The sequence below is a fragment of the Sphingobium xenophagum genome (genome assembly GCF_002288285.1).
GTDB classification, from domain to species: domain Bacteria; phylum Pseudomonadota; class Alphaproteobacteria; order Sphingomonadales; family Sphingomonadaceae; genus Sphingobium; species Sphingobium xenophagum.
This window is the reverse complement of record NZ_CP022748.1, coordinates 66,417-91,395: the sequence shown is the minus strand read 5'-3', so window position 1 is coordinate 91,395 and position 24,979 is coordinate 66,417. Positions and strand designations below refer to the sequence as shown.

Genomic DNA, 24,979 nt, shown 5'->3' with positions numbered 1-24,979 from the left:
CTTCTGCTGCCGAACCACGAGCGGCGAGGCGTCAAGGTCAGCTACGTACTCTTGAAAGAACCCGTGCGGCGACATTGCTTCGCACCGCGAGCTTTCTACCGTAACGTAGCGCGGTTGTCGGTGAACTCCATCGCAGCGCCTGCGCAATGCCGGCTCCGTCCTCTCCGGCGGCGAAGAGGTCCTGGGTCAGGCCAACGCGCAGCGAATGTGTGGACAGCGCCTGAACCGCATCGGCCAGCTTGCTGGCGCTCAGGTTGACCAGCCCCATTTCGTAGGCGGCACTCGCCACGCGCCTGTAGATCCCATTGACCCCCTGCCGACTGAGGGCCTCCTTGCCGATGGTGTAGGTCGTTCGGGCCAGTGCCGTTTCCGGATCGGAGCCGCGCGCGCGCCGGCGATAGACACCAACCCTGCGAAACAGCAGCCCGTCCTCGATCGCGCTTTCGGCCTGCCACAAGGCGACCCTGCGCATCGTCTCGGCCGACAGCCACGCCCACGCGCCTTCCTGCTCCTGGTCGGTTTTGGAGAAGGGGATGAACAAGGTCGCCGAGCCGTCGTCCTGCGCATCGATATGCGTGGCTTCAACCCTAGTGAGCTCGCTGACCCGGAGCCCTGCGTCATAGCCGAGCGAAAGCAACGCCGCGTCCCGTAACCCCTGAAGATCGCCGCCACACGCTTCGAGTAGCGCAGCCAGGGTGAAGCCTTTGGCGGCGTGGTGATCCAGCGCCTTGCCTAACCGCAGAGGCGCAGCCTGACGCTGAAGTGCGCCTCTCTGCCGGCGGATGGCCTTCAGCGCGGCGCGAACCATCGGGGCGTCGGTCGGCGCGGCGGGCGAGGCCAAGCCCAGCATGCGGTGGACCGAGGCGATGCTGGCGATGCGCCGCGCCAGCGTCGCGGGCTTCCTGCCTTTGGCGTCCAGCGCGTTTACATAGCGCACCATATCTTCGGGATCGGCTGGCAATGGCCTGCGGCCTTCTTCACCGCACCAGTCGCGCCAGCAGTCGAGATCGGCGGCTATCGCCGCCTTCGTCGCGTCGGCCATCGCCGCCAGGGTCGTCTCGAGACCGAGCTGACTGATCGGCGGTAGATCGGTCGGAATGATTTCCCCGATCGTGCGCAGCAGCCGCACATCGACGGATTCGGCGTCTGTCTTGCGCGATCGTGTCGGCAGAGCAGTGTCGTTCGTCCTGACGACGATGATTTCCATGGGGGAGGATTTGGTGGAACTCTCGGTCATCGTTCGCTATATGTCTTCCCGGAGGATATGATGCAGCTCAACTCGGCAAAAGCTCTGGCCCTTGGCCGGGAGGTCCGCGAAACCTTCGGCAGCTGGAAGAAGGCACGCGAGGCGGCCGTCCAGCGCGATGGCGTCTATGTCATCGATCGGGCGAAGATTCGTGCTGAAAAGGCCAAGAAGCTCGCCAAGACGGCCTGATCTCGAATGACATTCGGCTACGCGCTGCTTGGCGCTCTGGTTCTTCTGCTTCCCGGGTTTGCGGGTTATTTCGGTCTTCGTATTGGCGAGGCGAGTGATTTTGTGTCGCCGCGGCCCGACCGGCCCAATTCCAATCTCACCATTTTCCTGATTGTGCTGCTGGCGCTCGCTGCGCACACCGCCGGGGCGGGAATTTTTGCCTTCAACGAAGCGATAGCGGCGTGGAAGCCGCTGATCTCGCTTCCCTATGATCCCAATCCCTACAAGGCACTTCTGTCCGGCCAGGTCCCATCGGGGCTTTCCGCGCTCGCAATCGAACTGGAACTGCTGTTCTGCCTGGCGCTTTCCTTTGGGACCGGCTGGGTCTGCGAGAGAATGGCGCGCGCCAAGCCGATTACGACCCGAACCGCGCCCTTGCGCTTCGGATGGCTCCTGCCGATCGTCGAGAAGGTCGAGGCCGGTGGCCATGTCGCGGTCGGTTATGTGCGCACGACGAGCGGCCACAACGGTGCCTGGGTCGCCTATGAAGGCAGCATCCGGCGCCTGACGCTCGACGATGACGACGGAATCCGCATGGTGGTGCTCGAGCAGTGCGATCGCTTCATTGTCCGGATGACGGACGACAAGATCGAGCGGGTCGACATGGACAGCGCGCCGATCGCCATGATGCATCTTGCCGCCGACCAGATCGCCGATTTCGCAATCGAACTGTTCGAGGTTCCCGAGATCGGCGCTGACTGAGGCGAGCGGCGGCGTTCTGCTCAAAACATGCGGCACAAGGCGCGACACATCTGTGCCGCATGGTTTTTCCCCGTTCGTCATCATCCGCAAAATTTGCCCTTCCCTGCCGTTCCAGCAGCCCTGTACTTACCATAATCTCCCATTATGGTAAGTGAGAAAATCACGCGGGGAGGGCGGTTTACGCGGAGAATCGGCCTTGCACATCCCGCCTGGCCGGATAGCGGATTGGCGCCGTTCTTGTTTTGATAACGCCGAAGCGCTATATGCGCTGAACGATCCACGAGATCATGGTACAGGTTAGAAATGGCAAAGGCGGTAAGCTTGGTGTTGGCGACGGTGAACGCTCCTTATGGGGCGAACCTTTCCGCGCATCAACTCGCTGCGCTGATCGCCGACCCAAAGAGCGCGAGCGATTTCAACGCGCCCGTGTTTTCCTTCTTCTCGGAAGTAAGCCCGGCTCTGCAGCTGCAGTTCGTCGAGGAAATGGGTGTCGACGCCGACAAGGTCTGCGCGGTCGCCGACCAGTTCTCCCACCTCTCGGGCTACGCGCTCCCGCTGGCGGCGTAACGCATGGTCGAGCGCGGCCCAAGCCAGTGGCCGGTCCTGTTCGATCTTGCGATGGAAATCTTCGCCCAATTCGAGGAGAACGTCGGCTTCGTGCCCTCGTGGAGCTTCGGCGGCGGGACGGCGCTCATGCTCCAGATCGATCATCGTGAAAGCCACGACATCGATATCTTCCTTGATGATCCGCAAATCCTGCCTTTTCTCAATCCAGAGATCCAGGATTTCGCAATGACCCGTCGGCCGGACGAATATAAGAGCGACGGGACGCAGGCGCTCAAACTCGCCTTTGACGAACTGGGTGAGATCGACTTCATTTGTTCGTCCGCCATCCTCGATGTTTCCAGTGAGCGCCACGATGTGAGGGGGCGGACGGTCGACCTTGAAACTCCGGCCGAGATTGCAGCGAAGAAAGTTTACTTCCGGGGCTGGAACTTGCAGCCACGCGACATGTTCGATCTTGCTGCCATCGCCGAGCACCATGGTGACGACTATGTCGTGTCAGCATTGCGTGAATGCGGCCATGAGCGATGCCGCAAGGCGCTGGAAGTCGTCGAGAAGGTCAACCCGAAGGCTGTCGAGACGGTGATTGGCCAGCTGCTGTACAGGGAAAAGAACAGCCATCTGGTCGCAGAGGCGCAGGCGATTACGCACCGAATTTTAGGGGCTTCACTTTCCGATTAAGACGGTCGCAGCACGGGCGCGAGGAGCCGTTCGGCACGAGCCGAACCGTATTCCTTCACCGCACGCGCGAGCTGCGCGCTATTCATCTCCCCTGCCTTGGCAAGCGCACGCGGCAGGATGGCCACCTTGTCCTCGGGCAGCCTGTCGATGTTATGGAGGAGGTCGACAAGCAGGACTTCCTTGGACAGCCGCCTGGGCACCGACGGCCGCATCCGGAAATCGTACATCCGGCCATCCAGTTTGAACCGGCCATGGCGTTTGCGATTATAGACCACGGGCTCGTTGTGGAGCTGGGTCGTGCACACGCCAAGCCCATTGAATGCGCTTGGAGAGACCAGCAGGAACCGATCGTCGCCGAGAAATGTGAAGCTGCGATCCTACCGCGCCGCAGCCGCTCGAGGCTGAGCGTGTGCGCCTCGTACATAAGGCTGCCGCCGGTTTTCGCTGGTCACGATGCTCGGCTGAAGCGCGGCGCGGACCGCATCCGTGACCGTATAGACCGCATGACGCTGCGCACCGCGGTTCTCATGGTCCACGAAAAAGCCCTGGTAATGCCGTCTGATCAGTCCTGCCTTCACCAACTCCGACACCGCCCGGCTGATCGCCGTCATGCCGGTTTCGCGGATGCGCTCGCTGAGTTCCGCGTCGACGCGGCGCGCGGCCTCCACCGGATCGCCCGGCAATTCTCCTTTGGCTGCGAGCGCAGCCCGGACCTTATCGGCGGTGGCCCGGCGCTGGTGGTGACGCGCGCCGCTCGGCGCAATCGCCGCGGCCAGCCATTCGCGGATGGGCACCAGAACCTCGCCTTCTCGAACCAGAGGCCCCGCCTCCCCGTTCGTCCGGGCGGCCCTGGCGATGAGATCGAGCACCATGAAGGTGTAGCGCGGCCGACCCGAGTGCTCCGCGATGATGCGCACGATATCCGGCAGGCCAACTACTGGTGCTGGCGCCGGGGTTGGGATCGATGGCGCGAAGAGATCGAACTGAAGCATGGAACGAATCAAGCACAAAGCACGACTCTTGTGAATCCCCCAATCGCTCACAGAAACGACCGAAAGACGTTTTGCCATCCGTGTCACTTTACCCGACCGGTACCTGAAGGGTAAAGTGACGCAGCCGTCATTGATCGATGCATCTGCCCCGTGGCCACAATCATTGACATTTTGTGGCCACGCCCTATAACCATCGTCATTGGCAGCGAAGGTTGGTTGGTATGGACGTGCAGCTTCTAGCCGGAATCGAGAGGATCTGCTCCCTTCCAGAGCATCAGCTAGAGGTTGAACTCGGCAAACTGCTCGAAGGTCGGGCTCCGATGGCCACTATCACCATTCGCGCCGCGCGTGACAGCTTCACCAAGCTGCTTGCGCGTGCGCGTGACGGATCGGTTCAGCTTGTCGGCAAAGACAAGGGAGAGCAGACCGTGATCCTCTCGGTTGCGGCTTTGGCGAATGTCATTAAGGCAGCCGCTGGCGGTATTTCCGCCGGAGAATTTCTTGCCGCCACGCAGTTCCAGCCGTCACGCGGAAAGCTCGTCCATGTCGAGAGCGACGACGACAGCAGCCAGGAATTCACTGTCCGATCCGGAGAAGCTTCCTGGCAGCAGGCCAGCGCCTAAGCGGCCATGTATCTTCTTTCGACCCAATGCCTGCTTGACCGGATCACGGGTCAGGCGCCGGCCTCGATCGATGCGCTGCCTGCCCGAGAGATCCACCTGAGCGCGGTTTCCCTCGGGCAGGCGCTGCTGGCCATCGAGCAAAGCCCGGCGGGTGAACGCCAAGGCCACCGCGATGCGCTGCGCGGCTATGTCGGCATGGTGCGCAGCTTCGATAATATCGTGCCGTTCGACGAAAAGGCCGCCATGCTGTGGCCTGGTCTGCGGGCTCAGAAGCTGATCGCCACCAACCCGGCCGGTGCCGTGATCCCGGTCAGCGAGGCGACGACGATGGTCGTTGCCTCGGCTCTCGCTACCAATCTTGTCTTCGTCGACTATCCGCAGCCCTACCATAGCGGCGTCAGCGGGCTGACGGTGGTGAACCCTTGATATGACCGAGAGCGACGTCGGGATCAGGGAAGGTGCGCGCGCGCAGCCGGCCAAACGGTTCCGCATTCTGGCGCTGACCGGAGGTGGGTATCGTGGCCTCTTTACCGTTCGGATCCTCGAACAGATCGAGCGGACGATCGGAAAGCCGATCAAAGACCATTTCGATATCATCGCCGGCACTTCGATCGGCGGCATCGTGGCCATCGGCCTGGCCCAAGGCATTCGCCCAGCCGTGATCGGCGCCGCGTTTGAGAAGCACGGCCAGGCGATCTTCCCGAAGCGGGGTTTACTCGGTCGCTGGGGGCTGGCGCGCTCGCGCTATGACGCGGCTGGCCTCGCGCAGACGATCGACGCCGTTCTTGGCGAAGCGGGAAAGACGCCCCTGTCCGGCCTGAAGACACCCCTGATCGTGACCGCGGTCGATTTCGGCGCCTGGGCGCCGGCAATATACGAAACCACTGGCATGTCACCGAAGCTCGAAGGAACCTCGCTACGGGACATTGCCCTCGCCACCTCCGCGGCGCCAACCTATTTCCCCGACCATGTGATCGACGGGCATTCCTATGTCGACGGCGGACTGATCGCGAACGCTCCGGATAGTATCGCCCTGATGCGGGCGCTTGGGCGCTATGGGCGCACGCCCCAGGAAATCGACCTCATCAGCGTCGGGACCGCAGGAGAGCTGCGATGGGATGTGCCGCGTGCGCCCAGGCGCCGCGGCGGTGTGATGCTGATCGCAAAAGACGAGCTCGTGTCGAGGACGATGAAGGCGCAGGAGAGCCTGTCGCTCGACCTCGTGCAGTCCGTCCTGGGCTCGAGCTACGTCCGCATCGATAGGGTGCCTTCGCTCCAGCAGCAGAAGGAACTTGCGCTCGATCGGGCAACCGACAAAGCGGCCGAGATCCTGGGACAGCTCGCGCGCGACGCCTATGCGGGAGCCTCGGCGAGCAGCACGTTCAAAGCGATGCTTCGATAGGGGACGGGTGGCGGACTGACCAAGCCTTACGTTCCAGAAAATGCTGCCTGTCCGTCAAGCATCTGCCCAACATGACCTCAACACGGATCTACTCTGACGATGGCGAAGAAAACGACCAAAAGAACGCCGAAGGTCTTCCTGGATGCGAACATCGTCATCAGTGCCGGCAAACCACCAGGCGGGCCTGAAATCGCCCGTGTCGTCGATCTTGTCGATGCCGGTCTGATAACGGTGTTGACCACCGATCTCACCATCACCGAGGTTGCCAAAAAGTACATCCAGAGTGATTTCGACGCGATCAAGGAGATCAGCCAGCCGCATTTCCGGAAGATTGTCGAGGGAGCGACCGGCGTTGCGCTTCCCGCGCTCAAGCGGCCGGAGCTTCGCGCAAAGCTGAAATCGATCTACGATGAGTCGACTACGCAGATGTTCGATGCGCTGGAGGCCAAGACGCTCCAGATCGACGAGGTGAAGCCGTCGGCAGTGTTCAGCGCCTATGCGGCAGGGGAAGGTTTCTTCTCAGGCGACGGCAAGAAGGACCAGTTCCCCGACGCCTTTGCCTTCGAGTGCCTCAAGAAGGAGGCGTCGAGAAATAGCCCGGTGATCATCGTTTCGAACGATGGCGACTTTGATGGCCCGGTCGGGTCTGCGAAGCATATTTCGCTGGTGAAGTCGTTGCCCGAACTGTTCGCGGCGCTTGGCCTCGAGATGGCCGCGCCGCAACTCGATCCCTTCCTGGAGACGCAGGAGGAACAGATCGTCGACCTCGTCAGTCAGGAACTTACGAATTGGGGACTGCACAGTAGCGACGTCATGGATGCGGAGATCGACGAGATCACCGTCAATTCGGTCGAAGTGAAAAAACTCACCGCCTTCAAACCAAGTGAGGCAGGTAAATCAATCCTTGTGGTCGGCACGATCGAGGTCGCAGCATTGGTGTCTTTCACTCATCCCAACTGGGATGAAGCGATGTATGATTCCGAGGACAAGGTGCTTATCCCGTTCGAGGATGAGAGCGGGGAGACCGAGATCGAGCTTACCATCGACGTCGCCATGTCGATCGCGGTCGACGAGGCAGGCAATCCCGAGGAGATTGAAGCCTTGCGGTTTCGCAACAGCGATTTTCAGTATGTGACGCTCTATCCACCCGACATGTACAAATAGGGTCCGTGGATGAGACGATTCGAGGTCGAGAAGCAGTTCTGCGACATGGTCAGCCGGATCACATCGTTCAGGTCGAGTCGGCGACTCTGTTTCGGGTAGAAAAAAGCCGCCCACAAGGAGGCGGCTTGATAGTTGGGAGAGGATGCCTGAAAGGCCCGTCTCTTGTGCATTGCATCATAGAATATTGCAACTGCGAAATTCGCAACTATGGACACGCCTGATACCGGCGTTTGCCACTAGGTGCCGGCAAAAACTATCGCTCATGGCCTGTCCGGCCAATAAGCCGGAATCCTTCAATAAGGTCGAGCATTGAGATAGCGCCGCACGCTCCTCGCCACTATTAGAGGAATCCCGAAAAATTGCAGAAGGAACAGCATGATGAACAATAGCGACCTTGCCGATCATCTCGCCGGTGCGACCGGGGCCACCAAGGCTGATGCCCGCAAGGCGGTCGATCTCGTCTTCGCCGCAATAGCTGACGCCGCCGCCAAAGGCGAAGAGGTGAGCCTCAACGGCTTCGGCAAGTTCAAGGTCAAGGACGTTCTCGCCCGCGAAGGCCGGAACCCGGCCACCGGCGAAACCATCAAGATCGCAGCGTCGAAAAAACTCTCCTTCAGCGTGGCGAAGGCCGTCAAGGACCGGCTCAACAGCTAAAGCGGGCTTGACGCCTCGATACCAAGAGATCGAGGCGTCCCCCTTCCCCGCAAGAGGCTTCCCGCAAGACCGCCACTCGCGGCTTTAATGATCGAACGACGCGATAATCTCCGGGAAGAACATTGCAACGGCCTGTATCGGCGAACGGCGTGACCTGCCTGGACCTGCTGACACGACAGATCGCCATCCATGTTCCAGCATTGCAGGATTGGTCGTTCGTAGCGGTCGATGTCGAGCTGGCGGTACATGACATTGCCCCTCGCGAGCAAGGTACGCAAATTCTCGCGGCTATCGTAGGGATTGTCCCGCACGCAGAGCAAGTGCTGAATTCGGGCACGTCGATACCGTAAAGCCGGGAGTGACCAAACGCCTCGCACCGGATTATAGTCGCCGTCGTAGATGTAGGGGCGGATGCACGGCACGGGCTTGGTCTGCGCGGTCGAGAAATGACCACATCCTGAGTCCTGAAGTAGTTTGCCGGTGCTCTAGCACCGACATTTGGTAACGAGTCTTTGCAATGACTGTTGACAAAACACGTCCTCTATCTGTTGGCGCCATCGCGCAACGTAGCGGAGTCGCGGTTTCGACGATCCATTTCTACGAGGCGAAAGGCCTCATCAAGGGCGAGCGCACAGCCGGCAATCAAAGGCGGTATCCTCGATCCGTATTGAGACGGATCGCCATTATCAGAACCGCCCAATATGTCGGGCTTTCGCTCTCCGAACTAAAGGATTTTCTTGACCGGATTCCAGAGGGGCCGGTTACGTCAACGGATTGGCGTCGGCTCAGTGCCGAGTGGAGTACGCTATTGAACGAGCGGATAGCTAGTCTCATGAGGCTGCGTGACCGCCTCGAAACCTGCATTGGATGCGGCTGTATGTCCCTCACCGACTGCCCCTTGCGAAACCCCGAAGACAGGTTGGGCGCAGTTGGGTCAGGCCCTCAGCTCCTCTTGGTGAATTTCGCTCGTGAACCTCGTGATGATGAAGATAGCCCCGTTCATTTTCGCACCAAACGTCGCTCCTTGGCGGCGGTCAAATCCACTCTTGACGTTAACCAAGACACAAAAGGGAACGATGACTCATAGCTTGGTGCCCTTCCCCGGTCGTTCGGGGCGGTGCTTCAAAAATCATCCTTCCGGCATCACTCTTCGCATGAATGCATCGAACAGGGGCACGGTGAACGCTGTATCTCCATGCGCGGGACTATAGAGCATTCCTTTCGCGATCAGGCTGTTTCGCGTCGGCGCCACGCTTGAAACCTTCACGTGCAAGGCATCGGCAACATCTCCCGACCTGTGCGGTCCAGTGCCCAAAGTGGCCATGGCGCGCAGATAGCGCTTCTCGGCAGGGGTCAGACGATCGAACCGAACGCGGAAAAAGCTGGCGTCAAGTTCCGCGAGCGCGCTACGCGTTGCCGCCGCAACATCGTCTTGGGTGATCGGCGACGCCTCAGCTGCATCCCAGCTATGCTTTCCCCACTCCTGGAGGAAATAAGGGTAACCTTGGGTCTGCTCGCAGATCGCGTCCAACGCCGCATCATCGACAGCTTCGCCTTCCCGCTCGATTGGAAGCCGAATGGCATCGCGCGCGGCGTGATCATCGAGCGGTCCGACGGAGACGAACTCGAAAAGTCGCTCCGCATAGGACTTGGCCCGGCCCATCTGCCCAACGAGTTGCGGCAAGCCAGCGGCGATCATTGTAATGGGAAGCTGCTTCTGGCTGGCCCGGTGGAGCGCACTGATCAATGCGGCCAATTGCTCTTCAGGCACATATTGGAGCTCGTCGATGACGAGTACCACAGCTGACCCCTTCTCTCGCGCCGCCTCGCCGATTGCAACCAACAGATCGGCGAGATCAGCTTCAAGGTCGCCGCTGTCGGCCAGGCCCGGCTCGACGTCGAAATCGAGTCCCACTTCGAGATCGTCATATTTGACCTTGAGCTTTGCGAACCCGGCCAGCGCGCGAAGCGCGCGCTTAACGCCGTCCGAAGCTTGCTTCATGCGATCGAGCCTCAGCAGCGTCGCCCGAAGGGCAGGCACGAGGATGCCGGGGAGCGAACGGTTCTCGGGAGCCTCGATGGCGACGATAGCCATGCCCTCCCCCTCGGCTGCGTCACGCATCGTCGTGAGCAGAACGGTCTTGCCTACACCGCGCAGTCCATAGAGGACGCTCGGGCGTGCCGCGCGCCCCGCGCGGATTCGGTCGAGCGCGACCGCGTTGCGTTCAAGCAACGCATCTCGCCCCGCCAACTCTGGAGGGCGAGTGCCGGCGCCAGGCGCGAAGGGGTTACGACGAGCATCCATAGCGAGGTTATGGTGGTTTATCGTTTTTTTGTAAACTTGATAATCTCGCTATAAGTCGCGTCTCAAGGGTTGCGGAAAAGCGCCCCAACCGCTATTCTCCGTCACAGGAGAAAGCATGCGCTTCCCAAAATTCGACCTCGACACATATAATCGAACGAAGGATTTGTCCGGCGGTCCCATCTACGCGATTGTCGAGGAAGAGATTCCTGAGATCGAAATGATCACCGACGAAAACGGGAACCCCACTCGTGGCGGTCTAATAGGCTACGCCCTCGCCTACGTTTGCATGGCCGGCCTCGTGGGAGCGATGTTCTACATCCTCTAAGCTCTATTCGCGAAGCTTGGGGTCTTGGAAGAATCCGCGATCGTGGTCGCGGTTCACCTCCTGCTCAAGATCAGCGGCCCCTTGAACCCGCTGCCCTCGCATCGTCTGCGCCGCAGCGCGGTCGCCCCCCAGCTCTGCCTTGCCGGCCTCGATGATCGCAGCGGCGCCGACATCCCCGCCGCCGCCAGGACCGGCGGGCAGCCGCCCAGGACCATGCGGCCGGTAGGAGGCCCTGACATCCGCCTCGTTCCCCACGCTCGGCCGATTGACATCGACCAGGTCCGGATCGTGGAGGCGCCCCGCAATCTCCGCCCGGATGCCATCCTGCTTGTCATGCATCCAGCGCGTGATCATCTCCTGGCGCACAAGCCGCTGCTGGTCTGTGAGATCGGTTGCCCAAAGCTCGGGCGCGTCAAGCCCCGGATTTTCGACCTGTTGGCGGCGATACCATTGCGCAAGATCCTGGCTCAGATTCTCGCTGAGCTGCATGCCATGCGTCTCGGCATAGCTGGCGTCGCGTGACAGCTGCTGGGAAAGCTCCTCAAGGCGCCGGGCCGTCTCAGAGTACGACTTTGCCAGCGCCAGAGAATCCTCCGTACTCGCCGACGCCGATGATGTGGCGGATGCCCGGCTGAAGCTACCGCTGCGCGAATAGGTCCCATCGGACATCGAGGCGCCGCTTCCGCTCGAATGTTCGTCACGCACGCCACTCGAGGATGTGTTGGCGCTGTCGCTGCCGCGGGTTTCGTCAGTCGCATGCCTTAGCGCATCTGTCTGAGACCCTGATTTCGATACGCTGCCGCCAATGCCGGGAAGGCGGCCCAAAATTCCTCCGCGACCGCCCGACCCTCCAGCCGTCTGCCGTCCCGTTCCTGCGGACACCACCCCGGAGATCTGGTCGCTCGTCTGCGCCTGACGATCATGGCCCTGAGATATTCGCTGACCTTGAGAGATCGTATCCCGTTCCTCCAGACCCTGCGTGCTGCTCCCGGTCCGCCGGTCGAATTGATCGACGGACGTGTTCGCCTGCCGGCCGCTGCTCGAATCCCAGCCGGACGACCGCTCGGTCGAGGTGCCGAATGCACTGCGGTTGGCATGCGTAGCGGTCAGGACCTCGGCCGCGGCATTCTCATAAGCCTGCGACTGTCGGTGCGCCTCGCTCGCCATCTCCCGCCATTCCGCGACCGACCCGGTCGTCATGGTAGGGGTGAAGCCGAGGCGCGAAATGGCCCCCGACGTGTCGAAGACGTCCTGACCATTGCCAAAGCCGTTGATCATCGCGCCATTATCCTGGCGCCAGCCCATGCTCGGGGCGCCGCTCATATAGCTCGGCGCCGTGGTCCACTGATCGGCCTGCCGCATATTCGAAGTCGAGTTCGCCCAGCTCACATTGCCATAGGAGTAGTTTCCGGTGGTCTGCTCGAGCGCGGCGGCCTCCGCCGCGTTCTGCGCCGGCGCCAGCATCGACATGGACTGGCCAGCAATCGACATCGCGCCGCGAGCAAGACCGGCCGCGAGGAAAGGCACGCTCATCAGCATGAAGCCGGCGATCGTCGCCGTCTCGCCGTTGACCGCGCCGATGCCGGCATAACTTCCAAGCGTCACGCCTCCCCCGGCCACGCCGTTCGCCGCGGATTCCGCCCTTGTCATGCAGATCATGTGGAGGATGACATAGAGCGGGCCCCAGGCAGCCAGGTAGAAGAAGCCCATGGCATAGCCCTTGAGCGTGCCAACCCCCGTCTGGGGCATGAGGAACAGCGGGAAGATGACTGGGAACATCGCGAAGAAGACGACGGTCAGGACGATGTTGAGGATCGGCACCCAGGCCATCGCCTGCTGGGCAATCGAATTATAGGTGTTGCGCGCCTGGATGTCGGCGCGCGTCTGGGCGAAGGTGTCTATCGCGGCCGCGCCTGCCCCACCAGCCATGCTGTTGCGTGCTTGCATGAAGGCGTTGATCGCTGTGTTCTGCCGCATCGTTTCGGTGAAATTGCTCCCCGATCCGGTGAACGCCGTGTTCGCGATCGGCACGTCATGCTTGAGCTTGTCGGCGGCCAGGGCGTTGCTGAGCCTGGGATAGACCTCCTTACCCCAGATCGGAGCATTGGCCTCGATCATCGGCGCCCATTGCGCGTCGAGCGCCTGGTAGGCCTGGCGGCAGGTGATGATGAAGTTCTGAACGGTGCCGTCGCCCTGGCGCTCCAGCCATTCCTGCGAGCGCGCTTCCGAGCCCGGCCCGATCGCGGCCCACAGGTCGGGCGCCTTGGCGAGGTTCGTGAGCGACTTCTGATAGAGCATCACGTCGCCGAACACGCAGTTCTTGAAATGGTTTTCGAGGTTGGTCGAGAACTCCGCGTCGCGAACAACGAAATTGCGGGTCGCGTCGAACAGGCGCGCGCCATAGACCATGCCATTGCTCGAATAATTGAGCTCGCTGGGCATGACGAACACCGTCTCGGCCGTCCGCGTCAGCCAATCCCCGACCTGCGTCGTAAAGCTCGCCAGCACACCCAGGCCCATCGGCACATTGTCGATAGTCGATGGCGCGAGGCTCGGGTTGATCCGGTCGGTCACCTTGATGCTCACCGTGGGCACCATCAGGCAAAGATAGATCGCCGTCGCCTGGAGGAACCAGTTCATCCACGCCTTGTAGTTAAGCGTGAAGGCGACAACGAGCAGCGAGTAGATGAGGCCCATCACCATCACGACCCGCAGGAGCGAGCGGTAGCCCCCTCCCCCTGACCAGGCAGCGACGGCGTTGAACACGTTTACGAGATACTCGCCGCCCCCGACCGTGAAGACCTCCAGCATCGACGCGCTCCCGCTTCAGTTCAGCCGCACTAATTCAGACCTTGGGCGTTCAGCCCGCGCGAGAAGTTGAGCGCGGACGCCATCCCCGGCGTCATCGAGTTCTGCAGGGTAGACTCCAGCATGATGCTGCGGTTGATGATCTGCATCGTCACCTGCAGTTTGTTGTTGAGACGGACATCCCGCTGGCTGAACTTGGCGCGCGTGGCCGCGATCTGTTGCTTCCACTGCGTCGCGGTCTCCTGGTCGAAGGTCTGGTAGTGAACCTTCGCCTGCTCGACCCGGTCCAGCATATTGTCGAGCATGGCAGAGAGCAGGTCGACGGCCACAATCTCGGACAGCGTCTGGATCTCGCCGTCGGTCAGCGCATAGTGGGCATAGGCCTGCACGGCGAGGATCTTGTAGATCGGCACGGTCGCGAGGTTGAGGAGCTGCTTTTCGGCGGCGTTGAGCGGCGTGTCCGACCGGATCTTGTCGCTCATCGACTTGATCATCGTGGCGATCCGCGGGCGCAGCGCCGACGATGCCGGGACCGACAGGGTCTGTTCGCCGACATCGTAGCAATTCTCGTCGTTGCACTTCAGCATCTTGACCGGCGGCGCGTCCGCCGTGCCGTCGAGCAGCGCAGTGACGACGGCGTCTTCCGCCGGACCGAACATCACCACCTTGCCGCCAACGCTCGGGTCCGTCGACGGCGTCGTCACGACCGTACCAACGAGCGTCATGATATATTCGGAGAAGGACTGGTCGAACGCCCCGAACTTGGCGGACTTCTTCAGCGCCTCCCAGGTATAGTTGTGCGGTTCGCCGACCAGCTGGTCCTTCATCGACGCATCGGTGTTCCCGGCGATTGTCGAATCCCGCCGATTGCCGTTGTTGCAGCCCTGACGCGAGGCGGCCCAGTCGGAAAAGACGCCCTGGCTGTTGCCGACCGCCTCGCAAATGGTCGCCCGGGTCGAATCCATCTGGGGCCAGATTCCGCCGACCAGCGCCTGAGCGGTCTCGCAGCTGGAGATGTTCATCTGGTTGAGGAGCTGCGCCTTCTGGCTGAACTCGTCCATGACCTTACCGATCTCGGGCGAGACGGAATCGATGGCCAGCTTGAAGGCGAACCCAAGCGCGTTGTTGGCCGTCGCCTTCAGCATCGCCACGATCTCGGACGCATTGATGAAGGAGAAGCTTCCAGAAAACAGGTCGATGCCGCCGCAGCCCGCACGGGCGCTCGGAAGCTGAAGATTGAACGGCTGCACGCTCTTCTGCGGGAAACGCGTCCAGACATTGCCGAGAGAGTAATAGCCGGCCGACTGACCCTGATAGGCCGAGGGGCCGGTCACGTTGGCAGCGCCGCCCGCGTCGGAGAAGAAGTTGTTCATCTCGGACGCGACGTCGGCGCGCGCGACCCCGACGATGGAAAAATTGAGCGCGGCCATCATGGCCATCGAGCCGGCGGCCGAGCGGAAGAAGCGGCGGGCGCGCCCTTTGCGATGATCCTGTCCCATCAGTAATCGCTCCCCACTTTCGTGTTCGTGAGCGTGAAGATGCGATCCATGATCTCATCGGCGCTCAGGATGCCGTATCCAACCGGAATGGTCCGTTTGGTCACCGTGTCGAAGAGGACCAGCGCCGGTGTCTCATTGCCCGGCACGCCCATGCGCGCCCGCTGCCCGGAATCGACGACATGTTCCGGAAAATCGCGGCTCGGCCCCCCGTCCATCGATACGGCCATGACCGCCATCCGGTGGCTGTCGGTCACCGAGCGAAGGATCGGGGCGAACAGCTCACAGGCGCCGCAGCTCTGCGCGAAGAAGTAGAACAGCCCGTAGCGCTGCCCCAGGTTGGTCAGGACCGCGTCGCGATCGGCCTTTCGATTGTCGAGCCAGGCACGCTTGCCGACCGTCGAGACGGGCCTTTGCAACGTGTAGTCGATGTCGGGGTTCTGCCAGAGCGCGCGCTGCCACACGTCGGAGAAAGTCGAGGCGCGGTCGAGCTGCTCGCGCTGGAAGCGGACGTAGGCGATGACGTTCTCTTCGGTCGGCTCCAGGATCGCCTTGGCCTTCAATTCGTCGAGCTGCTTCGTGATCGCCGCCATCCGGTCGACCGCGCTCGGCGGCGGCGACGGTTGCGCCTCGCGCGGCAAGGGTCTGGGCTTGTCGCAATAGAACCATTGTCCGAGCTTCCGCTCGCCGCAGTAGAAAGCATCCGGCCGGTTCTGCTCGATCGTGTCGCGTGACGGCGGCGCATCCTGCGCCAACAGGGGAGCAGCAGTCCCAATCGACAGGGCGAGCAGCATCGAGAGTTTAGCGACGGGGGACATCACGCTTCGTCCTTTCATCGGCTGAGGCGGTTTGCGCGGAAGGGAGTGCGAGCGGTGGGTTGGGTGTCAGACTGTCCCAGGCTGCGGGGTGGACGCAGCAATCGGCCACGGTCGCGGGAGAGCCACCGCAACGATGGTGGGGCGTTGGGGCCGACGGTTGCAGCGCCAGGGATGCCAGGACGAGGGGCAGCTCGAGAACAGGGATAGGCATGGTCACTTTCCTTGGGTTTGCGCTGCGGCCCCTGCGGCAAGGAGATCGGATCGGCCCATCTCACTTGCCGTGGAGGTCGTAGTAGTTCTGAATTTTCTGCTGGATTTCGGTCATGGTCTGGACTTCGTCCGGCAGCTTGGCCGCATCCATGAAGTCCGCATAAACCTCGGTGAAATCCATTACCGACAGGTCGAGCCGCGAGAACTCGTCGATCGTGAAGCCAATGCACTGTTCCTTTTTCGGCGCCCCCCACGGCTTGCCGAGCTGCACACGGCCCTGCTCCTGGAGGATGCGGGAGAGCTTGCTCTCGAAGCAGCAATAAGCGGTGCGCCGCGTGCTGCAGATGCCGAGGAAACTCGACGAGCAATAGGTGCCGAGATTATGGCACAGGCCCATCCGGTCCTTGATGTCGAGCCTCATCTCGTCCTGTGAACATGCGAAAAGGACCAGGAAGGGGGTCGCGAGCGCGGCGATCGCCGCGGGACCGCCCGCCAGCGCAGCCGCGCCAGCGCCGACCGTCAACAAACCCGACGTCTTGCCCGCACAGCAGTTGATAAGGCCGAACACCGCTTGTGGCAGGTCTCGCGCGTGCCGCTGAAGACCCGGAGATCGGCTTCGTTGAACTCCTTGCCCGCCTGGTCGATCGCATGCAGCGCAACGAGCGCGTCCTTGAACTCGGTCGACGCTTCGCGAACGATCGGCTCGCAGTCGCCGTTGATGCAATAGACGTCGTCGCCGCAGATATATTGCGGCGCATCGCTCGTGCCTCCGGAAGGCGTCGGGCACCTGTAGACGCGGTTCTCGACTTTGCAGGGCCCGCCATCAGGCTCCTCGTCAAGGCATTCTGTGCGCAGATAGGTGCAGCTCCCGTTCGCCTCGAGATCACCGCAGTCATTGGCTGTTGAGATCCGGTGGCATTGATAGGTCCGCTGCCAGGCCCAGCAGGGCTGGGTGACAGGAACGCCGTCGACGATCCGGGTGACCGGGTCGCTCGACGTGCACACTTCGGTCTCGAGCGTGCAGTTCGGGTCGCCGGCATTGGCGGCGCATAGCCCCTCGTTGCGCGTGATGACCGGCACGGCCGGTTCTTCCTGCTTCGTGAGCCAGTAATTGCCGGTCGAGAGCACATAGCCCGGATGATACTCGCCCGGCGTGATCCCCTGGGCCTCGGCGGTGCATTTGACCTCGACGGCGGTGTGGCCAAGGCTTTTGCAGGTCGGCGCCGCAGTATATCCATAGGCGCTCATATTGTCGCAATAGTCGATCGGGCGGCTTTCCCAGCAGATGCCGGTGGCGATCTCGTCGTCAAAAGCCGCGCGGGCGGGATAGGGCCCGCCATCTGTCGGCAGGAAGCTCAACCGACCCGTGTAATAGGTGTAGATCGTCCGCTTCTCGGTGTGAACGTCAAGGCTGACGTTGCAGGTCCGGGCTTCCGTGGTGACCTTGCTGCCGGCGTTGCAACTCGCCTCATAATAGCCCGCGCTCCCCGGCGCGGCGGGCAGCGGCACGCATGTGCCCTTGGTGCCGCCCATTTCCTCGCCAGCGAGATAGGTCGAGGGATCGTTTTCGACCGATGTCGCGCGCGCCGTGGTCGCGAGGATCTCGGAATTGCTGAACGTGGCCCGGCTGTGATCGGCATCGGTGGTGATGCGATATTGCTCGTTGGACGACTTGGCCGCCTGGGCGTCGGACTCAAGCTTACCGGGATCGTCGAAATAGGATCCTTCGGGCAAGCTCGTGCCGGAATAGCCGGGGACCGCGGCGGCTTGCGCATCGCTGGACGGCACCAGCGTGGAATCGTTGCGCTTCTCCGTACCCAGCGCCTTCCCCTCCTGGCGCGCCTCGTCGAGCGTCATCTGGGCAAGCGCGGGCGAACTCGCCATAACGACGCCGAAGAGCGCAGCCAGGACGAGATACGCCCTCATGGATGGGCCTTGCGCATGTTGGCGAGGCCAACCGCTGCGACCCGTGCGCCCGGGCCATTACCGTCCGCGAACTGCTCGAGCGCATATTCGACCGAGACGTTGCCGACGAGCCGATCATAGGGCGGCAGCTTGGTCTGGCAGGAGAAGCCGGCGCAAAGATCGAAGTCCGACGAGACACTGACGTATGTCGGCACTGCCTGGACATCGAAAGCGCGGAACAGCCGCGGATCGATGCCGACATTGGCGAAATCGTCCTGCCGGTCGATGATCTTGCCAAGGCTCGTGGCGAACTCCTTCATCGAATTGTTGGGGAAGCCGCGGAACACGACCACCCCGCCGGCCCTGGCCGTGTCGCCGATCAGCTTCTGCAGCGACTGCGGTGGCATCGACAGGCTCGCGAAGACGATGAACTGGGGCGCCTCGCCCTTCCCTGCCGTCGCGTTCGACGCGGCACCGGCCACGATCTCGTCGAAATCGACGGGGCCTGCCGGTCCCTTGGGCAGATCGCTCTTGGCGACCCGCTGCATGTTCTCCATGCCAGCGTCGCGAACGGTCTGCGCGTCCTCGCGGAAGGCGTCGCCCCTATCCTTCACATGGTTGACGAAAGCCTCGGCATCCGCCTGTAGGTCCGCCGAACGCTGCTTGATCGCCTGGACGTCGATCCCGTCGACGGTCTGCGCGAGCAAGGCCGTCACGCTCGCCAAGCCAAGGATCGCTGCGAAGCCCCAGAGGTATTTGCGCATTGGACGGCCCCCTACAGCACGCAGCAATTGCGTTTGCGCCAGACGAGGTAGCCCATGTCCTCGCCGGCGGCGGGATAGGCGCGACCTGCGTCAGGCGGCATGGTGGATGCCCCGATCGTGGAGCAGGCGAAGCGGCCGCTCACGGTGGGGATCGGATTGACCATCTGGAAGCGGTATTGCTGCTTGCGCATGATCGGCATGAGGTACTTCTTGCAGAGCCCGGCCGAGCCCATCGTCCCCCAGGCAAGAGCTTCGCGGTGCATCTTGTAGGCGAAGCGCGACAGTGCGAGCCGCGAGGACTGAACATGGCCGATCGAGGACGGCACGTTGCCGTTGAGCGGATACATGCTGCCCTGGCACCCCGCACACCAGAACAGCGGATCGAGCGGCAGGTGGACGGTCCCGGCGATGCAGTCGCCGGCGCAGGCGACCTGGGCGATCGGGTTAGCGAAGACGACGGCTTCCGGATTGATCAGCGCCGTCAGACTATCGTCCTGCCAGAGCGGATCGACCTCGGTCATATAGGCGATGTCGAAGCTCGCCTGCTCGAAGCAGACGAAGTCGGTCAGGATCTCCATCCAGTAGAGCAGCGGATAGACGTACCAGTGCACGTGCCATTTGGCCGTGCTCTGCGAGCGGCCGCCCACCATCGAGGGGCCGGCCAGATAGCCCTGGCCGATGTCGAACCCCGGCGCGATGCGCACACCCCCGAGATTAGGAAAGCACCAGGGCTTCATTGTGACGTCCGCGAGCCGCACCGGCTCCCAGAAGCCGACCGAGATGCCGATCCTGGGAAGCGGGCTGCCACAAAAGCAGATCGGGGAAGCGGGATTGCTCGTATCCGGCCGGCCGCTCGGCCAGATCTTGAGGCCGCCGACCGAGAGTGGGAACAGGCAAGACCAACACACGTCGGTGATCGGATTGACGAACTTCCCGTGACAGGTCGGCCCTGCCGCCTGTGCGCTCGGCGCCAGAAAGAAGGCTGCCAGCGCCATGACGAGAAGCCGCAGAGCTGATCGAAAGCCGCGCATCACTGATCCTCCCCGGCAGGTTCGAGAAAGGCGGTGTCCGCGCGATGCTTGCGCGCGAGGTAAAGCGCCGTGGTCAACAGCGTGGCCGCCAGCAGCGACGCGATCGCACAGGGCGCCGCCTGACCGCTGATCCGCATCAACGGCTGCAAGCCCGCGACACTGGCGGCCAGTAGCAGGCAAAGAACCTGCCAGATCCGGCGCAGCCGCCGAAGATCGCGAGTCTCGGGTGCCGCCATCGGCGTTCGGAGCATGTCGAGCCACAGCGGCATCAGCCCGGGCTCCCGGACTTCAACACCACCTCGGAGACGCGCATCACCTTGCCAGCCTGGGTGACCACGGCTGGCGTATGCTCGATGCCGAAGCGGGAAGTGAGCTTGCCTTGCTGATCGAAGTAGAAACGCCGCTTCTTCGCGGTCATCTGCTCGACCGGCGATCCACGCACGAAGATTATCTTCGCCTTGAGGTCCGTGTAGCGCGTCGTGGCCCAAGCGAGCTGCTCGCTATCGTCACCGTCGATGAAGACAAGGTCCTGACGGATCGAGACGAAGTCGAGCGGGTTGATCCGCTGTCCCGCTGGGGCGATCAGGTTGCCCTTCTGGTCGCGGATGTCGCGTTCCATCGTGACCGACGGATCGAAGTCCCAGCTCCGGGCGGTCCGGGCCGGGGTGACCCCCGTGACGGGATCGGGTCGACGAACTTTCGCCTCGACGCGCTTGGCGAACATCTCGTTGGTCCGGGCGAGCTCGCCGCTTGCCTCTGCGCGGCGCAGGCGGTTTTCAATGGTGGAGAGCAGATCGGGCTCGATGACCGGGAACGCCTGCGCGGCCTGGCCATAGTCCTTGGCCTCCGACCGCATCGGCCCAACGACGATCAACCCGCCGACCGTTGCGGCGATGGCCAGCCCGCCTGAGATGAGCACCCTCATAGGATCGGCTCCCCGGTTCCTATGACCTGGCGCGCGCATACGAAGCCGATTTCGGCATAGCGGCTGTCGAAGCCATCCTTGTGCGGCGTAGCCGCGAAATAGCATCCCTGCGGCACCGGGCCGGTTGCGCCCGGCGTCAGGCGTTCACCAAAGCGTGTGAGCGGTTTCATCTGCGCGACGAGGTGGCCGTTCACCGCAACCTGGCGGCCAACGTGGCTGATCGTGTCGCCCGGCATGCCGTAGACGATCTTGCCGAACATCCGCGGCTTCGCGCCGAAGTGGCGACGCAGGAGCGTGCTTGGCGGCGGGTCGAAGAAAACATAGTCTCCGCGCGCCGGCAGCTTGTGGCGCTGGATGAGGAAGGCCCAGTTCGGAAGCGAACCCGTCGTGTTGATCAGCAGCAGATGATCGTCGCGCCATGCGCTGATCGCGCTGAGCAGAACGCTGCCCGCGATGAACAGGCCGAACAACAGCCATAGCCGCGTGCGTGGCCGCCAGCTTGGGCGCGCCTCACTGGCCGCCGATGCCATCGGAGCCTCCGAAGGTCGAAACTTGCGCAGCTGGCGGAGCATATTGCGGAACCGGCTGCTGCTGCCCTGAAGACACCATTCCTGGCGCCGCCATGCCCTGTGCGGCCATCATGGGATCGATCGGAGGAGCAGCCCCGGGCATCTGGCCCGGCATCTGAGCCGGGGCTGCAAGTTGGGGTCTCGCGGCCGCCATCGCCTGGGCATTCATCTGCTGCAGCTCCTCGGCCGAAGCTTGGCGCGGCCGCGGGACGCCCGAGGCGTAGACCGATTGTCTGAGGCTGTCGGTTATATCGGGCACGTTCTTCGTGAGCACGGCTTCGCCGACGAGCACGATCTGGCCGCCAGCACTGCGCCGCTGCAGTTCCTTGTCGAGCGACGCCATGAAGCCCCGCATCTCGGCCTCGACCTGCGCCGGAGGCGATGTCGAGCGCGCCTGCGCCTGCACATATTCCCCGACGATCGAGGAGAGCCGCGCCGAGACGATATGATCCTGCTTGGGCGTCACCAGTGTCTTGGTGACCCACATGCCCCAGACCACAGTGGCCAGAAGGATCAGCCCGGCGAGGATCTGCATACGGCTGAAGCCAGCGAAGAATGTTCGTCTGGGCTTCGCTGGCGCTGCTGGCGATACCGGTGGCGCGGGAAGGTCGAGTTCGGGTTGCTCAGCCATGGCGGGGGTCTCCCTGCGATCGGGCCGAAGGCAGGATCCTGCCTCTCCGCAGGACCATGAGCCCCACGGAAAGGATGAGATGTGCGACGGCGAAGATGGTCTTGAACGATGCGACCCGATCCGGGGTCGCGATGACGTAGCGGGTGCTGAGGTTGTTGAGCTGGTTCATCAGGCCATCGAGCGAGAAGCCGCCAAGGGCGAGAAAAAACAGCGCGAACAGGCCCCAGGTCATGAGCAGCGTTGATGCGAGGAAGCCGCCGAAATACAGGGTGAAATGAAGCATCGCGCGCGCGTCGATCGACGGCGGCGCGGATGGCTGTACCCTCGGCTCTGTGCTGCTGGCCATGGCTCACTCCGCCGCTTGCGCGAGCTCGGGATCCTCGTGAGAGGCCCATTTTTCCGGGTTGTCCGGGAAGGCGATCCGCTCGATCGCCTCATCCATGGTGAGGCCCTGCGTGACGAGATCCTCAATGGCGGCGTAGACGGCCGGACTGGAGGAATAGACCGTGGACGAGAAGGGATCGAGCACCAGGCGGCCGACCGCCAACGTCTCTGGCCCCTTGATCAGAATGTCGGAATATTCGCGGCCGTTGATCTTCAGCGAGCGCAGCAGCGCGTCGGTATAGTCGTCCATCTCGAAACGATCATGCTTCTTGAAGTCGGCGATGGTCTCCGGCTTCTGCTGGAGAATGACGAACCAGTCGCTGTTCTCAAGGGCGGCGATCGAACCCGCAGACTTGTAATAGTCGTTGAGCGACTGGGTCGCGGTGATGAGCGACGCATAATATTTACGGCAGGTACGCGCAAAGGCCTCGATGAACTCGGCCATCGCCCCGCCGCGCATCATCTGCCACGCTTCATCCAGGAATAGCGCCTTGGGGATCGAACGGTCGACCTTACGCATCATTTGCTGTGACATGAACATGATCGCGGCCAGCACTACGCTGCGCAGTTCCTCACGTGACGAAAGATCGGAGAGTTCGAAAACGGTGAGCTGGGCCGACAACTCGAAGGACACTTCGCCCTGGAAGAAGCGGCCATAAGTGCCGGCGGAGGAGAATGGCCGCATAGCTATGCCAAGATCGGTGGCCTGCTGGTTGCCGGTCGCATCCAGGGCGGTGATGATATCATCGATCGAACCAGCCCGCCCCTTCTCCGCCCAGACCGTGTTGACTGCGCCGTCGATCAGGCCGCGCTCGGTATCGTTGAGCCGATCCATGTGGCGCGACATCTGGTTCACGATGGCCTTGAGCATTGCCATGCAGTCGAGGAGATAGTCCTCATCGGTCGCCGCGAGTTCCTCGTCGATCATGCTGAACGGGTTGAGACAAAAGCCCGAAGCCATCGTGAACTCGACGAAAGCGCCGCCCTGGAGCTTGGCGGAATGCTCGAACGAGCGTCCGTCGTCGATGACGACAACGCGGGCGCCGGCGCCACAGAATGACGCGCACAGCTCCTGCAGCGTCACCGATTTGCCGGAGCCCGACTTGCCGAAGACAGCGACATTGTGGTTGCCGGCCGCATTCTCGAACGGGCTCCAGAAGAAGGGCTGACCACGTCTGCCGATCAGCATCAGATGGGGCACCTGGCTCCCGAGGAACTCGCCCTGAATGGGGGCGAGATTAGCGGCGGTCGTGGTCAGCAATGTGCGCATCCGCTTCATGCGCTCGAGATCGCGCGCGAGACCGTTGGCCATCGTCATCGGCATCGCGCAGAGCAGACCCATGATCTGCAGGTAGCGATCGTCGAGAAGATCCCAGCCCGCTGCCCGGTACACGGATTTGAGTACCCGTTCGTTCGCGTCCCCCCGGCCCTTCGGGGAGAAGGCGGTGACACTGAAGAAGACGCGCACGAGCTTGCGGCCCTGGCGCAGCTCGTCGTTCACATAGCGCCATTCCTGGCTCTGATCGCGCAGCTGCGGCAGGAAGCGCGACGATTTTGAATCGGCCAGGCTCGTTGTGCGCATGAACTTGAAGCTGGCCTTGTTGCTCGCGGCCATCGGATCGGGGAATTCGACACAGAGATTGGTCGCGACCGGGCACGGCATGCGCAGCTTGTCGGTAAACATGTCGCCGATCAGCCGGGCGACGTCCCATGGCGCCCAGCGTGCCGGCAGGTTGCGCACCGAGAACGAGCGGACGTCGAAGACGTCCGGCAGAATTTCACCGATCTCCGGCGCTTCGTCGATGGTCTTGCCGGTGGGCCGGAATCGCTCGGTGCGAAGCAGCATCCGGTCAGACTCGATATGCAATTCGACGTCCCGGCGGATTGCCTGGTCCGCGATCGGATCGAGCGGATTATAGCTGACCACGTCCTCGCCGGCAGCAGTAGTCGGCGAGGTAATGTCGTCGATCCAGGCAATGAGTGCCTGCGGATCCATCGTCCTGGCCGACACATTGATCGAGGCAAGCGCCGAGATGATGCCGTCCATGACGGCGACGATCTCCTCTGCCGTCACGCTCGAGCTCTCGGGCGTCGAATAGGAGATCGCCACGCGGTGATTGCGAAGCGAAAAGGGCGCGTCGGCCGAAAGCGACTTCCAGACCCCGTCGGTCAGGAAGTCGACCCGGTGCTTGGCCATGCGCTCATAGACGCCGCGCGCGGAATAGCGCGGGAGATACCATTTGGAGAGGCGCTCGCCGATCCGCGGACTCATCCATTGGTGGAACTGCAGACAGCCGGGGGCAGGAATCGCCTCCGAGAGAAACTGGGTCAGGATCTCGCCCGTGCGTTCGTCCGCGCCGACGAGCGGCGCTGCTTCGATCACGAAGCCGCGCGATGCGCTGTTGTAGAATATCCCGGTCTTGGGATCATAGCTGCGATAGGGCAGCCAATGCGCCAGCATCGGCACGCCAAACTCCGGCCGCTCGGCGTCGGGCCGCTTGGCGTCGCCCAGGATCCCGGACAGCAGGCTCTCGAAGAAGCTCCCCGCCATC

Annotated in this window: 27 protein-coding genes and 1 pseudogene; 12 read left to right on the top strand and 16 right to left on the bottom strand. The window is 62.5% G+C overall.

Annotated features, from left to right (window positions below; genetic code table 11):
- Window positions 1-37: 37 nt before the first annotated feature.
- On the bottom strand, window positions 38-1,207 hold the full coding sequence (locus CJD35_RS19875) for a tyrosine-type recombinase/integrase (RefSeq protein ID WP_017184754.1): 1,170 nt from the start codon (window positions 1,205-1,207) through the stop codon (window positions 38-40).
- Window positions 1,208-1,264: 57 nt separating this feature from the next.
- Here CJD35_RS19875 and CJD35_RS22785 point away from each other — a divergent pair, with 57 nt between their 5' ends.
- The 4 genes from CJD35_RS22785 to CJD35_RS19860 all read left to right on the top strand — a co-directional run bounded on the left by CJD35_RS22785 (window position 1,265) and on the right by CJD35_RS19860 (window position 3,421).
- A complete protein-coding gene (locus tag CJD35_RS22785) occupies window positions 1,265-1,435 on the top strand; it encodes a hypothetical protein (RefSeq protein WP_017184755.1) in 171 nt (56 codons plus the stop codon).
- Window positions 1,436-1,441: 6 nt separating this feature from the next.
- A complete protein-coding gene (locus CJD35_RS19870) occupies window positions 1,442-2,176 on the top strand; it encodes a hypothetical protein (protein ID WP_011950419.1) in 735 nt (244 codons plus the stop codon).
- Window positions 2,177-2,500: 324 nt separating this feature from the next.
- Complete coding sequence (locus tag CJD35_RS19865; protein WP_242496070.1) at window positions 2,501-2,743, top strand: hypothetical protein; 243 nt, start codon at window positions 2,501-2,503, stop codon at window positions 2,741-2,743.
- 3 nt (window positions 2,744-2,746) lie between these two features.
- Window positions 2,747-3,421, top strand: coding sequence for a nucleotidyl transferase AbiEii/AbiGii toxin family protein (locus CJD35_RS19860; RefSeq protein ID WP_011950417.1), 675 nt, complete (start codon window positions 2,747-2,749; stop codon window positions 3,419-3,421).
- Here CJD35_RS19860 and CJD35_RS19855 read toward each other — a convergent pair.
- Window positions 3,418-3,696 carry a hypothetical protein gene (locus tag CJD35_RS19855; protein WP_226952285.1) on the bottom strand — a complete coding sequence of 93 codons (279 nt, stop codon included), beginning with the start codon at window positions 3,694-3,696 and terminating at the stop codon, window positions 3,418-3,420. The genes CJD35_RS19860 and CJD35_RS19855 overlap by 4 nt on opposite strands.
- A 102-nt stretch (window positions 3,697-3,798) precedes the next feature.
- On the bottom strand, window positions 3,799-4,413 hold the full coding sequence (locus CJD35_RS19850; protein ID WP_017184756.1) for a hypothetical protein: 615 nt from the start codon (window positions 4,411-4,413) through the stop codon (window positions 3,799-3,801).
- Window positions 4,414-4,733: 320 nt separating this feature from the next.
- On the opposite strand from CJD35_RS19850, the gene CJD35_RS19845 reads away from it, so the two are divergent.
- The 7 genes from CJD35_RS19845 to soxR all read left to right on the top strand — a co-directional run bounded on the left by CJD35_RS19845 (window position 4,734) and on the right by soxR (window position 9,343).
- Entirely contained in the window at window positions 4,734-5,036 is a 303-nt protein-coding gene (locus CJD35_RS19845; RefSeq protein ID WP_156842021.1) for a hypothetical protein, read from the top strand.
- A gap of 6 nt (window positions 5,037-5,042) precedes the next feature.
- The gene (locus CJD35_RS19840) at window positions 5,043-5,462 is read left to right on the top strand and encodes a PIN domain-containing protein (RefSeq protein WP_011950414.1); all 420 of its coding nucleotides are present in this window, start codon (window positions 5,043-5,045) and stop codon (window positions 5,460-5,462) included.
- Between the two features lies 1 nt (window position 5,463).
- Complete coding sequence (locus CJD35_RS19835) at window positions 5,464-6,438, top strand: CBASS cGAMP-activated phospholipase (protein WP_011950413.1); 975 nt, start codon at window positions 5,464-5,466, stop codon at window positions 6,436-6,438.
- Window positions 6,439-6,537: 99 nt separating this feature from the next.
- Window positions 6,538-7,602 (top strand): PIN domain-containing protein, encoded by a 1,065-nt coding sequence (locus CJD35_RS19830; protein WP_011950412.1) that lies wholly within the window; start codon window positions 6,538-6,540, stop codon window positions 7,600-7,602.
- Between the two features lie 378 nt (window positions 7,603-7,980).
- Entirely contained in the window at window positions 7,981-8,256 is a 276-nt protein-coding gene (locus tag CJD35_RS19825) for an HU family DNA-binding protein (protein WP_017184758.1), read from the top strand.
- 149 nt (window positions 8,257-8,405) lie between these two features.
- Window positions 8,406-8,606, top strand: coding sequence for a hypothetical protein (locus CJD35_RS19820; RefSeq protein WP_017184759.1), 201 nt, complete (start codon window positions 8,406-8,408; stop codon window positions 8,604-8,606).
- A gap of 167 nt (window positions 8,607-8,773) precedes the next feature.
- A complete protein-coding gene (gene soxR, locus CJD35_RS19815; RefSeq protein ID WP_081095122.1) occupies window positions 8,774-9,343 on the top strand; it encodes a redox-sensitive transcriptional activator SoxR in 570 nt (189 codons plus the stop codon).
- Window positions 9,344-9,385: 42 nt separating this feature from the next.
- Here soxR and CJD35_RS19810 read toward each other — a convergent pair whose 3' ends face one another.
- Window positions 9,386-10,561 (bottom strand): AAA family ATPase, encoded by a 1,176-nt coding sequence (locus tag CJD35_RS19810; protein WP_026002697.1) that lies wholly within the window; start codon window positions 10,559-10,561, stop codon window positions 9,386-9,388.
- A gap of 115 nt (window positions 10,562-10,676) precedes the next feature.
- On the opposite strand from CJD35_RS19810, the gene CJD35_RS19805 reads away from it, so the two are divergent.
- Window positions 10,677-10,886 carry a hypothetical protein gene (locus CJD35_RS19805; RefSeq protein WP_017184762.1) on the top strand — a complete coding sequence of 70 codons (210 nt, stop codon included), beginning with the start codon at window positions 10,677-10,679 and terminating at the stop codon, window positions 10,884-10,886.
- Between the two features lie 3 nt (window positions 10,887-10,889).
- Here the strand turns inward: CJD35_RS19805 and CJD35_RS19800 are convergent, their stop codons facing one another.
- The 12 genes and pseudogenes from CJD35_RS19800 to traC form a co-directional block, all read right to left on the bottom strand.
- Window positions 10,890-13,697 carry a conjugal transfer protein TraG N-terminal domain-containing protein gene (locus CJD35_RS19800; RefSeq protein ID WP_017184763.1) on the bottom strand — a complete coding sequence of 936 codons (2,808 nt, stop codon included), beginning with the start codon at window positions 13,695-13,697 and terminating at the stop codon, window positions 10,890-10,892.
- A gap of 29 nt (window positions 13,698-13,726) precedes the next feature.
- Window positions 13,727-15,127, bottom strand: coding sequence for a conjugal transfer protein TraH (locus tag CJD35_RS19795; protein WP_037515325.1), 1,401 nt, complete (start codon window positions 15,125-15,127; stop codon window positions 13,727-13,729).
- A gap of 65 nt (window positions 15,128-15,192) precedes the next feature.
- Window positions 15,193-15,984 (bottom strand): conjugal transfer protein TraF, encoded by a 792-nt coding sequence (locus CJD35_RS19790; RefSeq protein WP_017184765.1) that lies wholly within the window; start codon window positions 15,982-15,984, stop codon window positions 15,193-15,195.
- 295 nt (window positions 15,985-16,279) lie between these two features.
- Window positions 16,280-18,144 (bottom strand): annotated as a pseudogene (locus tag CJD35_RS19785) (conjugal transfer protein TraN).
- Window positions 18,141-18,887: a type-F conjugative transfer system pilin assembly protein TrbC gene (gene trbC, locus CJD35_RS19780; protein ID WP_017184767.1), complete on the bottom strand. Its 747-nt coding sequence runs from the start codon at window positions 18,885-18,887 to the stop codon at window positions 18,141-18,143. The pseudogene CJD35_RS19785 and the gene trbC overlap by 4 nt, the downstream one beginning before the upstream one ends.
- An 11-nt stretch (window positions 18,888-18,898) precedes the next feature.
- Window positions 18,899-19,918: a conjugal transfer pilus assembly protein TraU gene (traU, locus tag CJD35_RS19775; protein WP_026002699.1), complete on the bottom strand. Its 1,020-nt coding sequence runs from the start codon at window positions 19,916-19,918 to the stop codon at window positions 18,899-18,901.
- The gene (locus tag CJD35_RS19770; RefSeq protein WP_017184770.1) at window positions 19,918-20,187 is read right to left on the bottom strand and encodes a hypothetical protein; all 270 of its coding nucleotides are present in this window, start codon (window positions 20,185-20,187) and stop codon (window positions 19,918-19,920) included. The genes traU and CJD35_RS19770 overlap by 1 nt, the downstream gene beginning before the upstream one ends.
- Window positions 20,187-20,843, bottom strand: a complete 657-nt coding sequence (gene traW, locus CJD35_RS19765) for a type-F conjugative transfer system protein TraW (protein WP_017184771.1) — start codon at window positions 20,841-20,843, stop codon at window positions 20,187-20,189. Before traW ends, CJD35_RS19770 begins: the two co-directional genes overlap by 1 nt.
- A complete protein-coding gene (locus CJD35_RS19760) occupies window positions 20,840-21,373 on the bottom strand; it encodes a S26 family signal peptidase (RefSeq protein ID WP_017184772.1) in 534 nt (177 codons plus the stop codon). The genes traW and CJD35_RS19760 overlap by 4 nt, the downstream gene beginning before the upstream one ends.
- Window positions 21,354-22,043, bottom strand: coding sequence for a type-F conjugative transfer system protein TrbI (locus CJD35_RS19755; RefSeq protein WP_026002700.1), 690 nt, complete (start codon window positions 22,041-22,043; stop codon window positions 21,354-21,356). Before CJD35_RS19755 ends, CJD35_RS19760 begins: the two co-directional genes overlap by 20 nt.
- Window positions 22,036-22,389, bottom strand: coding sequence for a hypothetical protein (locus CJD35_RS19750; RefSeq protein WP_017184774.1), 354 nt, complete (start codon window positions 22,387-22,389; stop codon window positions 22,036-22,038). Before CJD35_RS19750 ends, CJD35_RS19755 begins: the two co-directional genes overlap by 8 nt.
- A 3-nt stretch (window positions 22,390-22,392) precedes the next feature.
- Window positions 22,393-24,978 (bottom strand): type IV secretion system protein TraC, encoded by a 2,586-nt coding sequence (traC, locus tag CJD35_RS19745; protein ID WP_017184775.1) that lies wholly within the window; start codon window positions 24,976-24,978, stop codon window positions 22,393-22,395.
- Window position 24,979: the final 1 nt, after the last annotated feature.

Coding starts and splice junctions, on each gene's coding strand:
- CJD35_RS19755 (WP_026002700.1), bottom strand. CDS start 22,043: ATGGCTGAGCAACCCGAACTCGACCTTCCCGCGCCACCGGTATCGCCA.
- traU (WP_026002699.1), bottom strand. CDS start 19,918: ATGCGCGGCTTTCGATCAGCTCTGCGGCTTCTCGTCATGGCGCTGGCA.
- CJD35_RS19860 (WP_011950417.1), top strand. CDS start 2,747: ATGGTCGAGCGCGGCCCAAGCCAGTGGCCGGTCCTGTTCGATCTTGCG.
- soxR (WP_081095122.1), top strand. CDS start 8,774: ATGACTGTTGACAAAACACGTCCTCTATCTGTTGGCGCCATCGCGCAA.
- CJD35_RS19800 (WP_017184763.1), bottom strand. CDS start 13,697: ATGCTGGAGGTCTTCACGGTCGGGGGCGGCGAGTATCTCGTAAACGTG.
- CJD35_RS19790 (WP_017184765.1), bottom strand. CDS start 15,984: ATGCTGCTCGCCCTGTCGATTGGGACTGCTGCTCCCCTGTTGGCGCAG.
- traC (WP_017184775.1), bottom strand. CDS start 24,978: ATGGCGGGGAGCTTCTTCGAGAGCCTGCTGTCCGGGATCCTGGGCGAC.
- CJD35_RS19835 (WP_011950413.1), top strand. CDS start 5,464: ATGACCGAGAGCGACGTCGGGATCAGGGAAGGTGCGCGCGCGCAGCCG.
- CJD35_RS19845 (WP_156842021.1), top strand. CDS start 4,734: ATGGCCACTATCACCATTCGCGCCGCGCGTGACAGCTTCACCAAGCTG.
- CJD35_RS19795 (WP_037515325.1), bottom strand. CDS start 15,127: ATGATGGCCGCGCTCAATTTTTCCATCGTCGGGGTCGCGCGCGCCGAC.
- CJD35_RS22785 (WP_017184755.1), top strand. CDS start 1,265: ATGATGCAGCTCAACTCGGCAAAAGCTCTGGCCCTTGGCCGGGAGGTC.
- CJD35_RS19830 (WP_011950412.1), top strand. CDS start 6,538: ATGGCGAAGAAAACGACCAAAAGAACGCCGAAGGTCTTCCTGGATGCG.
- CJD35_RS19825 (WP_017184758.1), top strand. CDS start 7,981: ATGAACAATAGCGACCTTGCCGATCATCTCGCCGGTGCGACCGGGGCC.
- CJD35_RS19805 (WP_017184762.1), top strand. CDS start 10,677: ATGCGCTTCCCAAAATTCGACCTCGACACATATAATCGAACGAAGGAT.
- CJD35_RS19750 (WP_017184774.1), bottom strand. CDS start 22,389: ATGGCCAGCAGCACAGAGCCGAGGGTACAGCCATCCGCGCCGCCGTCG.
- CJD35_RS19840 (WP_011950414.1), top strand. CDS start 5,043: ATGTATCTTCTTTCGACCCAATGCCTGCTTGACCGGATCACGGGTCAG.
- CJD35_RS19770 (WP_017184770.1), bottom strand. CDS start 20,187: ATGCCGCTGTGGCTCGACATGCTCCGAACGCCGATGGCGGCACCCGAG.
- CJD35_RS19760 (WP_017184772.1), bottom strand. CDS start 21,373: ATGGCATCGGCGGCCAGTGAGGCGCGCCCAAGCTGGCGGCCACGCACG.
- trbC (WP_017184767.1), bottom strand. CDS start 18,887: ATGCGCAAATACCTCTGGGGCTTCGCAGCGATCCTTGGCTTGGCGAGC.
- CJD35_RS19875 (WP_017184754.1), bottom strand. CDS start 1,207: ATGGAAATCATCGTCGTCAGGACGAACGACACTGCTCTGCCGACACGA.
- traW (WP_017184771.1), bottom strand. CDS start 20,843: ATGAGGGTGCTCATCTCAGGCGGGCTGGCCATCGCCGCAACGGTCGGC.
- CJD35_RS19850 (WP_017184756.1), bottom strand. CDS start 4,413: ATGCTTCAGTTCGATCTCTTCGCGCCATCGATCCCAACCCCGGCGCCA.
- CJD35_RS19870 (WP_011950419.1), top strand. CDS start 1,442: ATGACATTCGGCTACGCGCTGCTTGGCGCTCTGGTTCTTCTGCTTCCC.
- CJD35_RS19810 (WP_026002697.1), bottom strand. CDS start 10,561: ATGGATGCTCGTCGTAACCCCTTCGCGCCTGGCGCCGGCACTCGCCCT.